Annotated in this window: 12 protein-coding genes; all 12 read right to left on the reverse strand. The window is 67.1% G+C overall.

Annotated features, from left to right (window positions below):
* Nucleotides 1-978, reverse strand: a complete 978-nt coding sequence (locus BLR24_RS26525; RefSeq protein ID WP_093023017.1) for a tripartite tricarboxylate transporter substrate binding protein — start codon at nt 976-978, stop codon at nt 1-3.
* A gap of 40 nt (nt 979-1,018) precedes the next feature.
* Nucleotides 1,019-1,225 carry an enolase C-terminal domain-like protein gene (locus BLR24_RS31135; RefSeq protein WP_254787592.1) on the reverse strand — a complete coding sequence of 69 codons (207 nt, stop codon included), beginning with the start codon at nt 1,223-1,225 and terminating at the stop codon, nt 1,019-1,021.
* On the reverse strand, nt 1,186-2,115 hold the full coding sequence (locus tag BLR24_RS26530) for an enolase C-terminal domain-like protein (protein ID WP_254787594.1): 930 nt from the start codon (nt 2,113-2,115) through the stop codon (nt 1,186-1,188). Before BLR24_RS26530 ends, BLR24_RS31135 begins: the two co-directional genes overlap by 40 nt.
* A 14-nt stretch (nt 2,116-2,129) precedes the next feature.
* Nucleotides 2,130-2,912, reverse strand: a complete 783-nt coding sequence (locus BLR24_RS26535; protein WP_093023019.1) for an SDR family oxidoreductase — start codon at nt 2,910-2,912, stop codon at nt 2,130-2,132.
* A 181-nt stretch (nt 2,913-3,093) separates the two neighbouring features.
* Complete coding sequence (locus BLR24_RS26540; protein WP_093023021.1) at nt 3,094-4,131, reverse strand: AraC family transcriptional regulator; 1,038 nt, start codon at nt 4,129-4,131, stop codon at nt 3,094-3,096.
* Nucleotides 4,132-4,170: 39 nt separating this feature from the next.
* Complete coding sequence (locus BLR24_RS26545; protein WP_093023023.1) at nt 4,171-5,352, reverse strand: thiolase family protein; 1,182 nt, start codon at nt 5,350-5,352, stop codon at nt 4,171-4,173.
* Nucleotides 5,349-6,884, reverse strand: a complete 1,536-nt coding sequence (locus BLR24_RS26550; protein ID WP_093023025.1) for an AMP-binding protein — start codon at nt 6,882-6,884, stop codon at nt 5,349-5,351. Before BLR24_RS26550 ends, BLR24_RS26545 begins: the two co-directional genes overlap by 4 nt.
* Before the next feature lie 22 nt (nt 6,885-6,906).
* Nucleotides 6,907-8,685 carry an acyl-CoA dehydrogenase C-terminal domain-containing protein gene (locus BLR24_RS26555; protein WP_093023027.1) on the reverse strand — a complete coding sequence of 593 codons (1,779 nt, stop codon included), beginning with the start codon at nt 8,683-8,685 and terminating at the stop codon, nt 6,907-6,909.
* A 16-nt stretch (nt 8,686-8,701) separates the two neighbouring features.
* A complete protein-coding gene (locus BLR24_RS26560) occupies nt 8,702-9,886 on the reverse strand; it encodes an acetyl-CoA C-acyltransferase (RefSeq protein ID WP_093023029.1) in 1,185 nt (394 codons plus the stop codon).
* A 2-nt stretch (nt 9,887-9,888) separates the two neighbouring features.
* Nucleotides 9,889-11,661 (reverse strand): AMP-dependent synthetase/ligase, encoded by a 1,773-nt coding sequence (locus tag BLR24_RS26565; protein ID WP_175543355.1) that lies wholly within the window; start codon nt 11,659-11,661, stop codon nt 9,889-9,891.
* Between the two features lie 5 nt (nt 11,662-11,666).
* Complete coding sequence (locus tag BLR24_RS26570) at nt 11,667-12,866, reverse strand: ABC transporter substrate-binding protein (RefSeq protein ID WP_093023033.1); 1,200 nt, start codon at nt 12,864-12,866, stop codon at nt 11,667-11,669.
* Nucleotides 12,867-12,881: 15 nt separating this feature from the next.
* Nucleotides 12,882-13,664, reverse strand: a complete 783-nt coding sequence (locus tag BLR24_RS26575; protein ID WP_093023035.1) for an ABC transporter ATP-binding protein — start codon at nt 13,662-13,664, stop codon at nt 12,882-12,884.

Here is a 13,664-nt window from a genome sequence, read left to right on the forward strand (position 1 = left end):
CTACTGCGGCTGTAGGTTGGTCTGCCGCGCCAGTTCGCCATACTTTCGAATTTCGGCGTTGTAGAAATCGTCAGATTCCTTGGCCGACATCGTCAAGGTGATGACCCCGCCTTCGCTGGCGAACTTCTGGAATTCGGGGCTCAGCACCGCTTCGGTCACCGCCTTGTTCAGGCGTTGCACGATGGCGTCCGGCGTGGCTCGCGGCACCAGCAAGCCGATCCATTGCCGGTGGAGGACTGGCCGCTCGGGGTGGGCTTCAGACAGCGTGGGCACATCGGGCAGCATGGGGTTGCGCTTGGCCGCGGCAATGCCGATGGCGATCAGCTTCTTTTGCTGAACCATCGCCACGGTGGCCATGCCCAGTGGGATGAACCCGATGTCCACGTGGCCACCCAGCAAATCCTGGACGAGCGGCGCCATTCCCTTGTACGGTATGCCTGCCGCCTTGACGCCGCTGGCCGCCTTCATGTCGTCGCCTGCGAGCTGCGAGCTCGACCCCGGCCCCTGGTGGGCCAGCGACAGGCCGTTTGGCAATGTCTTGCTGTAATCCACAAGCTCGGCCAGCGTATGGGCCGTCATCGAGGGCCGCGCCACCAGCAGCATGTCGCTCAATCCCAATGCCGCCGCCAGCCGGAACTGGTCGGGTCTGTACTGGGCCGATGCCATTGCCAGCGGGGTCAGGATCACGTCGTTGGTGTGCCCCGCCACGACATAGCCGTCAGCCGGCGCCTTGAGGACATTGACTGCACCGATCGCTCCGCCCGCGCCGGACAGGTTCTCGACCATCAATGGCTGGCCCAGCTCGGCCTGCATCCTCGGCAGGATTTGTCGGATGAAGACGTCGGCAGTCCCGCCCGCAGGAAAAGCCACCCGGATCGTCACCGGTTTGGTCGGATAAGCCTGCGCCCATGAATTCGAGCTGATGGCTGCGGCGGCGATGAACGCCCCCAGCAAGATCGATCGTTTGATGCTGTGCATGAAATTGTCTCCGTTCTTGTTGGGCACCCGCCATCACCTTTCAGAGGCGGTGGGCGTACTTGGCTATCGCGCTCTCGTTCCATTCGATCCCGCTGCCGGGTCGGTCGGGGATGTGGACCAAGCCGTTGCGGACCTCGAAGGGCTCTGCCAGGATCAGATCGGCCCAATCGCACCACTCGAGCCAGTGGGCGGTTTCCGTCACCCGCATCAGGTGAGCCGAAAACTCGGGGTACAGGTGGGTGGACACTGGCACCCCCTTGGCTGCCGCGATGCCGGCGGCGCGCATCCGCCGGTCACGCCGCCGATGCGCATCAGGTCGGGCATCACGAAGTCTGTCGCGTCCAGCTCGAGTGCGATCTGCAGGTCGCGCGGACCCCAGAAGTTCTCGCCGACCTGGATCGGCGTCGATAGCCGGCGGCGCAACTGCGCCAATCCGGAAAGGTTGTCGCATGCAATCGGCTCCTCCATCCAGTAGAGCCCTTCGCCGTCCAGCGCACGGCAGCGCGCAATGGCTTCGTCCCTGGTGTGGGCCTGGCTGAAATCGGCCATGAGTTGCAGCGATGCGCCGCCAGCGCGCCGGGCGGCCGCGATGGCCGCAAGATCCTGCGCCAGGCTGTCGCGTCCCAGCCGGATCTTCAGGGCGGTGAAGTCCCCTTGCGCGATGAGCTCCTCCGTCTCGCGCGCCACCTCCGAGGGATCGATCAGCCAAAGGCCGTTGCTGTTGTACGCCTTGACCGGGCCCACGCTGCCGCCCAGGTAACGGGCCAGCGGCAACTGCGCCGCCTTGGACAGCGCGTCCCAGATCGCCATGTCGAGGCCGGCGATCGCGGCCAGCGTGACGCCTTCCAGTCCGATCGGCCACAGGCTTTGGCGCGCCTGGCGGAACAGGTCGACCGGATTGGCTGGCTTTCCCTTGAAGCGTTCAACGAGGTCGTGGATGAGGGGCGCGATGTAGCGCACGCTGTTGGGCAGATACGGCTGCAGGTAGCTGCGTCCCACCACGCCGCCCTGCATGTGCAGGTCGATCAGGATGATGGTCCAGGCCGGCGGGGACATGCTCTTGAGCACCGGCGTGCGCTTGAGCGGTACCAGCACGGCACGCACGTCGACGGACTCGATGGCCAGGGGAGGATGCATGGCAACCACCGCGTTCAACCCAGGGTGCCCGTGAAGGCGCCGCCGTCGAGCAGCAGGTTCTGCCCGGTCATGAAACCGGCGTTGGCACCGCACAGGAAAGCGCAGGCCTGGCCGAATTCCTCGATCGTGCCAAAGCGCCCGGCCGGCACCTGCTGCAGCATGGCGTCGCGTGCTTCGTCCGCGGTCTTGCCGCTGCGCTTGCCCAGCACGGCGAAGCCCATGAGGATGCGGTCGGTCGCGTGGAAGCCGGGCAGCAGGGCGTTGATCGTCACGTTGTGCTTCACGATCTGCCGTGACAGTCCGGCGACAAAGCCGGTCAGCCCCAGGCGCGCACCATTGCTGAGTCCGAGAAAATCAATGGGTGACTTGACCGCGCTCGAGGTGATGTTGACGATGCGCCCGAACTTGCGGCCGATCATGCCGTCCACCGTGGCGCGGATCAGTTCGATCGGTGCCAGCATGTTGGCGTCCAGGGCGGCGATCCACGCGTCGCGGTCCCATTCCCTGAAGTCGCCCGGTGGGGGCCCGCCCGCGTTGTTGACCAGAATGTCGGGTGCCGGCATCGCCGCAAGCACGGCTTGGCGGCCCTCGGGCGTTGCGATGTCGGCGGCCACGGTCTTTACCGTCGCGCCGGTGCTGGCGCGGATTTCGTGCGCCGTGCTCTCCAGAGCGTCCACGCCGCGCGCGGTGATGAGCAGCTCCAAGCCTTCATTCGCGAGCGCCAGGGCGCAGCCTTTGCCCAGCCCCTTGCTCGCGCCGCAGACGATCGCGCGCCTTCCTCTGATCCCCAAATCCATTGCTCACTCCTTGGTGTTGACAAGGTGCCTACACGCGCAAGACGGTGTGCCTTGCGTCGCCAAATTTTGTGGCGCTCGCTTCGGCTCGACGAGGTCTGGCAGCGCCAGAGGGGGGTTCGTTTGTGCCATGCAGCCTTGTCCCCGGGCTGCACGGTCTTTACCTTGTGAGGCGAGGCGCCGCTCAGGCGGCTCCGATGCGGTAGTCGCTCGGCACCTTGCCGGTCCAGCGCCTGAAGGCCTTGCGGAAGTTGGTGGCTTCACTAAAGCCCACCCGCTCGGCGATGTCGACGACGGGAAGCTTCGAATTGCTCAGATAGCCAATCGCCAGTTCCTTGCGGGTCTGATCGACCACACTCTTGAATGTCACGCCCTGGTCCGCCAGACGGCGGTGCAGCGTGCGCACCGACACGCCCAGCCGCTCGGCCAGCCGCGCAACCGACACCATGCAGCGGGCATCGTCCAGGCAGGCGCCACGCACCCGCCCCGCCCACCCGCCGGCCTGGTAGTCGCCGTACGAGGCGGCGACACACATCCGCCTGCACAACTCGTGGGTAATCGAATTGGCACCCGGGCAGGCCGCATCCAGGATCGCAGCATCGAAATGCCATTCGAGTACGTCGGCGCCGAACTCGGCTGTGCAACCGAAGACCTGCGCGTAGGACCGCCAGTGCGCTGGAGCCGGGTAGTTGCAGACGAGGCGCCGGGCGGGCAAGGGCACTTCGAGCACGCGCTGGAACAGGGAGTTGAGCGAGCTGCGCCAGAACTCCGCCACGAAGGGGAGGACGGCGCCAAAGCGCTCGGCCGGCGCACAAGCCAGTATGGCCAGGTCGCCTTGAACGCGCAGCGTGGGCTGCAGGAACGGCATGGCAGGCTGCATGTGCGCGATCCCGAATTCAAGTCCGTCCCGGAAGGTGGCGCTGCTGGCCATTGCGAAGCCGTAGATGCCGAAGTCGCCGATGCGCTGGCGTGCGCCGGCACGCAGGGCCGCGTCGGACTCGGACGACAGCTTCTGCGCATTGGCAAAGACCGCCATGCGTTGGGCCTGCGACATGGGGGCGTAGGCGTTGTCGATGTCGCCTGGCTCCAGCCCCGTGCGTGCGAAGAGGTCGGACAGGGCGACTCCTTCGCATCGCAACTGCGCTGCCAGCGCCGAGAACCCCAGCATGGCGGCGCCGGGCACAACGGCCGCTTGCACAGCCAGCGGGGTCAGTTGCATCATCAAGATCCTCCGCTTCGATCTAGTGAGCTTGGCCTGCTGCTAGACGCGTTCGAGACACAGGGCAATGCCCTGTCCCCCGCCGATGCACAGCGACACCACGGCCTTGCGGCCGCCGGTCCGCTGGAGCGCATGAGCCACCTTCGTGATCAGGATCGCACCCGTCGCACCAATGGGATGGCCGTGCGCGATCGCGCCGCCGTCGATGTTGTAGCGCGAAGGCTCGATCTTCAGCTCGTCGCGTACGACGATCGCTATCGCTGCGAAGGCCTCATTGACCTCGAAGCGGTCGACGTCCTGCACGTTCCATTCGGCACGGCCGAGCGCCTGGCGGATCGCGGGCAGCGGCCCCAATCCGAAGAAGCCCGGCTCGACCCCGGCCACCGCGACGCTGCGAATGGCGAGCATCGGCGTGAGGCCGGCCTCGCGCGCGACCGAAGCCTCGCAAACGATCATCGCGGCGGCGCCGCCGTTGATGCCTGGAGCGTTGCCGGCGGTGATGGTGCCGTCCGGACGGAACGCGGGCTTCAGGCGCGCCAGCGTCTCGGCGGTGGTGTCGGGACGGTTTCCTTCGTCCGCGGCGAAGACCGTGGATGCCTTGCCGCCCTTGATCGTCAGCGGCTCGATCTCTTCCTTGAGCCACCCGGCCTCTTGCGCGGCGGCAAACCGCTGCTGGCTCTGGGCCGCGAACGCATCCTGCGCTTCGCGCGTCACGCCGTATTTCTGCACCAAGTCTTCCGTGTGCCAGCCGGAATGCTTGCCGGAGAAGGCATCGTTCAACCCGTCGAGCAGCAGGGAATCCATGGCTTCGGCGTTGCCCATCCGCGCGCCGAAGCGCATGCCCGGCAAGAGGAACGGCGCGCGGTCCATGTTCTCCACGCCACCGGCGATCACCATTTGTGAAACCCCGGCGAGCACTTCCGCGTACGCGGTTGCGACGCCCTGCGCGCCGGATCCGCAGACACGGTTCACGGTCATGGCGGGCGCGCCGACGGGGAGGCCGCCCAGGACCGCGGCCTGCCTGGCCACGTTCATGCCGTTGCCCGCCTGCACGACGTTGCCCATCACCACGGAATCGACGCGCGCCGGGTCCAATCCGGAACGGCGCAGCACCGCGGCAATGGCGTGCGCGCCCAGTGCAGCGGTGGGCGTTGTCTTCAGCGACCCGCCGAAACTGGCGATCGCGCTTCGCGCCGGGGAACAGATGACGATTTCTTTGCTCATGGGGGACTCTCCTTGGTTAGATAACGGTCGCGCAGCAACTTCTTGTAGAGCTTGCCGGTCGCGTGGCGAGGAAATTCGAATTCGAAATCGATGCTCCTGGGCACCTTGATGGACCCGAGCAGCGCGAGGCAGCGGGCCTTCAGCGCATCGGCGATCGCCGGGCCAGTGAAGTCCGGGTGCGCCGGCTGGATGACGGCTTTGATTTCCTCGCCGTATTCCTCGTTCGGAACCCCGAAGACCGCGACATCCGCGACGCGCGGATCCTGCAGCAGCACGTCTTCGATCTCTTGCGGGTAGATGTTGACGCCGCCCGAGATGATGACGAAGTCCTTGCGGTCCGTCAGGTAGAGGTAGCCTTCATCATCGAGACGGCCGATGTCGCCGAAGGAGCGCCAGCCCTGCGGACTCGTCGCCGCGCGGGTCTTGGCGGGGTCGTTCCAGTACTCGAATTGCGCATCGCTTTCGAAGTAGACGTTCCCGGTTTCACCCGCAGGCAATTCATGGCCGGCGTCGTCCAGGATGTGCAGGATGCCGTCGGTCGCGCGTCCGACCGAGCCCTTGTGATGGAGCCATTCGCGCGACGTGATGGCCGTGGAGCCGATGCCCTCGGTGCCCGAGTAGTACTCCTGAAGAATCGGACCCCACCAGTCGATCATCGCCTGCTTGACGTGCACCGGGCAGGGCGCCGCGCCGTGAACCGCCTGCGCCATGGAGGCCGTGCTGTAGCGGCTGCGTACATCTCCTTCCAGTCGCAGAAGGCGGTGGAACATGGTCGGCACCCAGAGTGAATGCGTGCACCCGAAGCGCGCGATGGCGGCGAGCGCGCGCTCGGCGTCGAACTTCGCCATCACGATGCTGGTGGCGCCGGCATGGATGGCCGCCGACAGGAACCGATTGGGCGCGCTGTGATACAGCGGCGAGGTGGACAGGTAGACCGAGGAGGCGTCGAGCGCGAACGACCGGGCCACCGCGGCGTTGCGGTTGTCGACCGCATCGAAGTCGCCCTCGAAGGGCGGCTTGCGCACGCCCTTCGGCCGGCCGGTCGTGCCCGATGAATACAGCATCTCGCGTCCGGGCGCGAGAAGCGGCGGCAGCTCGCTCGACGCAGCCAGAGAATGCGCCTCCCAGGATTCGATGGCCGGATCCGCAAAGCCGATGCCGAGGCGCCGTGCACCGCCGAGATCCAGCGACGAAGCCGTTTCGGCGCTCATACAGCCGGACGACACGATGGCGACCGATGCCCCCGAGTCCTTCACGATGTACTGGAAATCAGCAGCCGAAAGCCGCGTCGAGGCGAGCACGTAGTACAGGCCGATGCGCTGCGCGCCGAGCGCAAGAAAAAGCAGTGCGGGCGAGTTCTCGATGCACAACACGATGCAGTCGTTCCGCTTCAGGCCGAGCGACAGCAGGGCGTTGGCCGCCCGGTTCGCCTCGCGCTCCAGTTGTCGGAAGCTGAACGCCTCGCCGGATTCGAGAAAGTGCACCGCCACCTTGCCGGGCGTGGCAGCTGCGAAGCGGCTCAGGTGGTACATGCCGGGCGATCGACAAGAGTGGTCAGAAAAGATCGATGGCCGGTTCCATCAATGCGGACGATCCCGCCCGGATCTCACCGCACAGCGCCGCCGTCTGCGGCAGCAGCCGCTGGAAGTAGAAGCGGGCCGTGGCGATCTTCGAGGCATAGATCGGATCGGTGGAGTCAATGTTCTTGAACGCCACCTCGGCCATCCGCGCCCAACTCCACGCGAGGGCAAGGTGCCCGACCAGGCGCAGATAGGGCGCAGCGGCCGCGCCTGCGGCGTGCGGGTCTTGCGCCGACGTGTCCACCAGTTCGCGGGTGAGCTGCCTGATGTCGGCGACCAGTTTGGTGAGCGGCTCCGTGAACTCGCGCATCGCCTCGCGCGGGCCGCAGGTCTCGGCGAATGCGCCGGCCATGTCCAGGAAGGCGCCCATCTGCCGGCCCTGGTCGGCCAGCACCTTGCGCCCGAGCAGGTCCATGGCCTGCACGCCGTTCGTGCCCTCGTACAGGCCCACGATGCGTACGTCGCGCAGGTGCTGCTCGACGCCGTTCTCGCGGATGTAGCCGTGTCCGCCGAACACCTGCATGGCGAGCAGCGTGCACTCCACCGCGAGGTCGCTGGACAGTGCCTTCACGAGCGGGGTCAAAAGGCCCAGCAGTTCGGCCGTCTCGTTGCGTTTGGCGGGGTCGGGATGAAGGCGCTGAACATCGCTCAGCTGCGCGGTCCACAGCGCCAGTGCGCGCGCGCCCTCGATGTTCGCCTTCTGCGTGAGCAGCATGCGGCGCACGTCGGCATGCCCGATGATCGGGTCGGCCGCTTCGGCCGACGATCGCGCGCCGCTGGCGCGACCCTGCAGACGCTCCTTCGCATAGGCCAGGGCCTTCTGGTAGGCCGCTTCCATCAGGCCGATGGCGATCATGCCGACCAGCACGCGCATGTGGTTCATCTGCACGAACATCCCGGCCAGCCCCTTGTTGGGCGCACCCAGCAGCCAGCCGGTCGCGCCGTCGAAATTGATGGTGCAGGTCGAGTTGCCGTGGATGCCCAGCTTGTGCTCGATGGAGCCGCAGACCACCGCATTGCGCGCGCCGGCCGCGCCGCTCGCATCGGGGATGAACTTGGGAACGATGAAAAGAGAAATGCCCTTCACGCCGGGCGGCGCATCCGGCATGCGCGCGAGCACCAGGTGCATGATGTTCTCGGTCAGGTCCTGCTCGCCACCCGAGATGAAGATCTTGCTGCCGGTGATGCTGTAGCTGCCGTCGGACTGCGCGACGGCGCGAGTGCGCATCAGGCCCAGGTCGGTGCCCGCGTTGGGCTCGGTCAGGCACATGGTGCCGGCCCACTCGCCCGAGGCAATCTTCGGCAGGTAGAGCGCCTTCTGTTCCTCCGAGCCATTGGCCGCCACGTTCACGTAGGTGGCATGCGACATGCCGGGATAGGACGACCACGCCATGTTCGCGCCGCCGAAGACTTCGTAGACCGCGTTGGCCACGACGGAAGGAAAGCCCTGGCCGCCGAACTCGGGGCTGCACGCGAGGCCGGCCCAGCCGTTCTTCGTGAATTCGTCGTAGGCTTTCTTGAAGCCGGGCGGGGTCTGCACCACGCCGGGCGAGGGCATGCTGCAGCCGTGTTCGTCGCCCGGGCCGTTGAGCGGCGCGATCACCTCGGACGCGAACTGCCCGGCCGCGGTGAGCACCTGGTCGATGGTCTCGGCATCGAGCTCCGGCTGGCCGCAGGCCTCCAGCATGGCCGGCACCTGGAGCACTTCGTGCAGCACGAATTGAATGTCCCGCATGGGGGCTTGATAGGTCATGGTGATGCTCCTTGCCTCAAGCCACTTCGAACAGGCCCGCGGCGCCCATGCCGCCACCGATGCACATCGTCACCACGACGAAGCGCGCGCCGCGCCGCTTGCCTTCGATGAGCGCATGCCCCACCAGCCGCGAGCCGGTCATGCCGTAGGGATGTCCGATCGTGATGCCGCCGCCGTTGACGTTCAGCTTTTCCGGATCGATGCCCAGGCGGTCGCGCGAGTACAGCACCTGGCAGGCGAAGGCCTCGTTCAATTCCCACAGGCCGATGTCGCTCACCTTGAGGCCGTGGGTCTTCAGCAGCTTGGGCACGGCCAGGACCGGGCCGATGCCCATTTCTTCCGGCGCGAGGCCGGCCACTGCGATGCCGCGGTAGGTGCCCAGCGCTTTGAGCCCGCGGCGCTCGGCAACCGCGCGCTCCACCAGCACGCAGGCCGATGCGCCATCCGAGAGCTGACTCGAATTGCCGGCGGTGATGACGCCGCCTTCGATGACGGGCTTGAGACTGGAAAGGCCTTCGAGCGTGGTGTCGGGGCGGTTGCCTTCATCGCGGTCCAGCGTGACGTCGCGGTAGCTGATCGCGCCCGTCTGCTTGTCGGCCACGGCCATGCGCGCGGTGATCGGCACGATCTCGTCGTCTAACAGGTGGCGCTCCTGCGCCAGGGCGGTGCGGCGTTGCGCTTCCGCGGAATACGCGTCCTGCGCCTCGCGCGAGATGCCGTACTTCTTCGCGACGATCTCGGCCGTGTGCAGCATCGGGATGTAGGCATGCTGCACGCGCGCAATGAGCAGCGGGTCGGCCTCTTCGCCCACCCACTTGACGAACGGGTTTTGCACGGCGGAGATGTTCTCCTGGCCACCGCCCACCGTCACGTCCATGCCGTCGACGATGATCTGCTTGGCCGCCGTTGCGATGGCCATCAGGCCGGAGGCGCATTGCCGGTCCATCGTCTGTCCCGGCACCGACTGCGGCAGTCCCGCCGCGAGCGCCGCGAGACGTCCGATGTTCATGCCCGCGGTGCCGGCGGCCATCGCGCTGCCGATGACGACATCCTCCACTTCCCCGGGATTGATGCCCGCCCGCTGCACGGCGTGCTGGATCGCGTGACCCATCAGGGTGGGTGACTTGATGTTATTCAATGCGCCGCGAAACGCGCGGCCGATGCCCGTGCGTGCGGTGGAAACGATGACGGCTTCTCTCATGATCAAACTCCAAGGGGTTCAGTAAACAGGTCGGCGTACCGGCTCGCCACCACGCGGCGATTCAGGCGCAGCGCGGGCGTGAGCTCTTCGTCGCCTTGATGCAGCGAGCGCGGGATGACCCGGATCGTGCGCACGCGATGGTTCTCGGGCAGGCGCCCGTTGGCAATTTCCACTTGCGCCGCGATGAGCGCAGTGATCTCGGGCAGGCCGAGCAGGCTGGCGTAATCGGTGAAGGGTAGGCGCTGCTGCTGCGCATGCTTCCTGATCCGCTCCTCGTCCAGAGCGAGCAGCGCCGCCGAATGTCCGCCTTCCGCCGGCACGACGATGGCGTCGGCGATGTAGGCACTGAGCCGGAATGCATCTTCCGCAATCTCCGGGCTGATGGATTCGCCTCGTGCGCCGATGGTCTGCGCGCGCACGCGGCCGAGCAGGCGAACGCGGCCGTGTTCGTCGACACGCCCGAGGTCGCCGGTGCGCAGCCAGCCGTCCGCAAGGGTCGCGGCAGGGCTCAGTGTTCCGCGCAGCCAGTAGCCCGGGCGCGGGATCGCACCGCGCACCAGCACTTCGCCATCGGGCGCCAGCTTCAGCTGAGTGCCTGTTTCGAATGGTGCGGATGCGGTCTCCATCGAGCGGCTGGCGGGAACAATCCTGCAGAAGCCGGCCTCGGCCATGCCGTAGCAATCGAGCAGGGGAATGCCGATGGCGTCGAACCAGTCGGCCACCTGCGCGGGGCTGGAGGCTCCGCTCGCGAGGGCGACCCGCACGTTCCGCAAACCCAGGGCGGAGCGTATGCGCGCCTGCGTCCTGCGCTGCAGCCAGCCGGGCCGGTGCGCCGAAAGGCACGAGGCGTACGCGGTTCGGGCGACAGGCACGGCTTCCTGCATGAACAGCTCGGTCGTTCCTTGCAGCTTTTCGAAAAAGCGCGGGGCGGCGAACAGGACGTGCGGCTCGACCTCGCTCATGTCGTTGAACACCGTGGCGCCGTTCTCCGGCAAGTGGAGCAAGGTTTCGTGCATGAGCATGGCCTTCTGGGCCAGCATGCGTTCGCCGTAGTGCGCCAGCGACGTGATCGACAGGGCACGATCACCCGGGCGCAGCTGCAGCCAATGACTCACGGCGCGCACTTCCCGCAGGAAGTCGTGCTGTCGCCGCGCCACCAGCCGCGCCGGGCCGGTGCTGCCCGCCGTGGCCGCGAGGAATGCAATCTGCTCCCCGGTGCCGGCGTCGATGCGGTTGTCGAACAGGGCGGGTTCCCTGGCCACGGCTTGCGCGCCGCGCGCAAGCCATTCGTCGTAGGAACTGACTTGCGCGTCCGTGAAGCGCGAGAGGCCGCGTGTATCAAGAACCACGATGTGGCGCAGATCGGGGCAGGTGTCGCGTACCGCGAGCACCTTCATCAACTGATCGGCATTCTCCACGAACACCACCCGCGACCCGGCTTCGACCAGCGCATGCCCGACTTGCGCGGCCATGCTGCACGGGTACATGCCGTGGGATACGAAACCCATGGCCTGCGCCGCCATGTCGACGATCAGCCACCGCGGCCGGTTGTCCGAAAGGACCGAGACCACCTCGCCGGCCTGCAGCCCGGACTCGGCCATCGCGAGCCCGATGGCCCGCGCCTCGCTGAAATAGCCGCTCCAGGACAGGCCCTGCCAGATGCCGCGCTCCTTGTGCCGGAGCGCGGGCCGGTCGCCCCCTTCAGCGCATCGGCGCCGCCACAACTGCGGCAGCGTCGCGAGACGCGCCTCGTCCGCGGCCAGGGATGCCGACACGTGGATCACAGGGCGCTCTTGGCCGGGTCGACCACGCTGGACCGTGCCGTCCAGCGGCCCTGCACGACCTGCTCGACCCGGGTCCATTCGGGATCGATGTGGTTGTTGGCGAAGCGCTGCGTGTCGTACGACGCCACGCCCTTGAAGGTGGACGCCTGGAGTGCCTTCACCAGCTTGTCGGTCGTCAGGTCGCGGCCAGCATTGCGCACCTCCTGCAGGAACCAGCTGGTGTAGTCGTAAAAGGCCGCGGCCACGTCGTCGGGCTCGGACTTGAAACGCTTGCGGTAGGCCTCAGCCCATGACTTCTCGGCGGGGGTGGCCTGGTCGGGCGTCGCAATGCGCCAGGTGCCGACGCCGAATACGCCTTCCATTGCATCCTTGCCGAGCGCGACGGTGAGGCCGGCGCGGCCCGGGCTGGCGGTCAGCACGTTGACGCCGGTCAACCCGAGCTTCTTCACTTCGGCTGCCACCGCGATGGTTTCGCGCGTGGTGGTCGCGCAGACGATGAGGTCCACGCCCGCGGCCTGCATGCGTGCGACGTGCGAGGAGAAGTCGAGATCGCCGACCTTGTAGCTGGCTTCGGCGGCGAGCGGCATGCCCTTGGCTGCGAGCGCCGCCTTCACACCCTTGCCGACCAGGTCGCCGAAGGGGCCTTCCTGGTAGACGAAGCCGACCTTCTTGCTGCCCAGGTTGCCGGTGGCCCACTTCACGGCCGCCGACGTCGTGCTGTCGTAGTTGAGGTTGGTCGTGAAGAGCAGCGGCGTCTGGCCAGCCGCCTGGCGCACGAGACCCGAGGCCGCATAGGGCGCGAAGCAGACCACGCCGGCGTCCACCGCCTTCTTGACCGTGGCCACGTTCGGTCCGGAACCGAACGGGCAGAGCAGGGCGAAGACCTCGTCCTTGCGGATCAGCTTGTCCACGGCGCGCACCGCCTGCGAGGGCTGGCTCGCGTTGTCCTCGATGACCAGCCGGAGCTTGCGGCCGTTGATGCCGCCGGCCTCGTTGGCCTCGTCGATGCGCATCTGGATGCCGTTTCGGATCACAGGCATGGCGATCGCCACCGGTCCGGAAAGGTCCAGATGCGTACCCAGCACGAGTTCCTTGTCGCCCACACCCGCGGCGCGCGCTGATGTTGCGGTCCACAGGGCTCCGGGTGCCACGGCGGCCAGGCTTGTCTTCAGGAGGGTTCGGCGATCGAGTGTCATGGCAGGGTCCTTTTCTCAGTTCCAGGAAGGGCGTCGCCGCGCCGGCCGGATCCCGCCAGCGACGCCTTGCGGCAGGTGGTGCGAAGCGCCACCCAGGTAAAACTCCTTGATGTCTTCGCGCTGCGAGAGGGCCTCGCAGCTGCCGGCCGCTGCCACGCGCCCCAGCTCGATGACGTAGCCGTGGTCGGCGGTGGCCAGCGCAATCGCCGCGTTCTGCTCGACCACCAGCACCGCGGTCCTGGTCTGCTCGCGGATGCGCTTGATGATGGCGAAGATGTCCTTGGTGAACAGCGGCGAGAGGCCCAGCGACGGCTCGTCGAGCAGAAGCAGGCGCGGTCGCCCCATCAGCGCGCGGCTGATCGCCAGCATCTGCTGCTCGCCGCCGGAAAGCAGGCCCGCCTGCTGGCGCTGGCGTTCGCGCAGGCGCGGAAACCAGTCGTACATCTGCTCGATGTCGCGCGCGATTTCCGCATCCCGCCTTGCGAACGCGCCCATGCGCAGGTTCTCCGTGATGGTGAGGAACGGAAATATCTGGCGGCCCTCGGGCACCAGCACGACACCGCCGCGAGCGACTTCATCGGCGTCCTTGCCGCCGACGGGCCGGCCCTCGAACTCGACGGTTCCGTTGGAGGGCGCGAGCACGCCGGCAATGGTGTTGAGCAGCGTCGTCTTGCCGGCGCCGTTGGCGCCCAGCACCGTGACGATCTGCGCGGCATGCACTTCGAGGCTCACGCCGTGCAGCGCGCGCACGGGGCCATACCATGTCTCAAGATTGCGGACGGACAGCAGCGAAGTCAT

The sequence above is a fragment of the Variovorax sp. OV700 genome, assembly GCF_900099805.1.
Classification (GTDB): Bacteria; Pseudomonadota; Gammaproteobacteria; order Burkholderiales; family Burkholderiaceae_C; genus Variovorax.

Excerpts from the sequence above, each read along its gene's own strand:
- BLR24_RS26525 (WP_093023017.1), bottom strand. The coding sequence starts at position 978 with ATGCACAGCATCAAACGATCGATCTTGCTGGGGGCGTTCATCGCCGCC.
- BLR24_RS26530 (WP_254787594.1), bottom strand. The coding sequence starts at position 2,115 with ATGCATCCTCCCCTGGCCATCGAGTCCGTCGACGTGCGTGCCGTGCTG.
- BLR24_RS26535 (WP_093023019.1), bottom strand. The coding sequence starts at position 2,912 with ATGGATTTGGGGATCAGAGGAAGGCGCGCGATCGTCTGCGGCGCGAGC.
- BLR24_RS26540 (WP_093023021.1), bottom strand. The coding sequence starts at position 4,131 with ATGATGCAACTGACCCCGCTGGCTGTGCAAGCGGCCGTTGTGCCCGGC.
- BLR24_RS26545 (WP_093023023.1), bottom strand. The coding sequence starts at position 5,352 with ATGAGCAAAGAAATCGTCATCTGTTCCCCGGCGCGAAGCGCGATCGCC.
- BLR24_RS26550 (WP_093023025.1), bottom strand. The coding sequence starts at position 6,884 with ATGTACCACCTGAGCCGCTTCGCAGCTGCCACGCCCGGCAAGGTGGCG.
- BLR24_RS26555 (WP_093023027.1), bottom strand. The coding sequence starts at position 8,685 with ATGACCTATCAAGCCCCCATGCGGGACATTCAATTCGTGCTGCACGAA.
- BLR24_RS26560 (WP_093023029.1), bottom strand. The coding sequence starts at position 9,886 with ATGAGAGAAGCCGTCATCGTTTCCACCGCACGCACGGGCATCGGCCGC.
- BLR24_RS26570 (WP_093023033.1), bottom strand. The coding sequence starts at position 12,866 with ATGACACTCGATCGCCGAACCCTCCTGAAGACAAGCCTGGCCGCCGTG.
- BLR24_RS26575 (WP_093023035.1), bottom strand. The coding sequence starts at position 13,664 with ATGACTTCGCTGCTGTCCGTCCGCAATCTTGAGACATGGTATGGCCCC.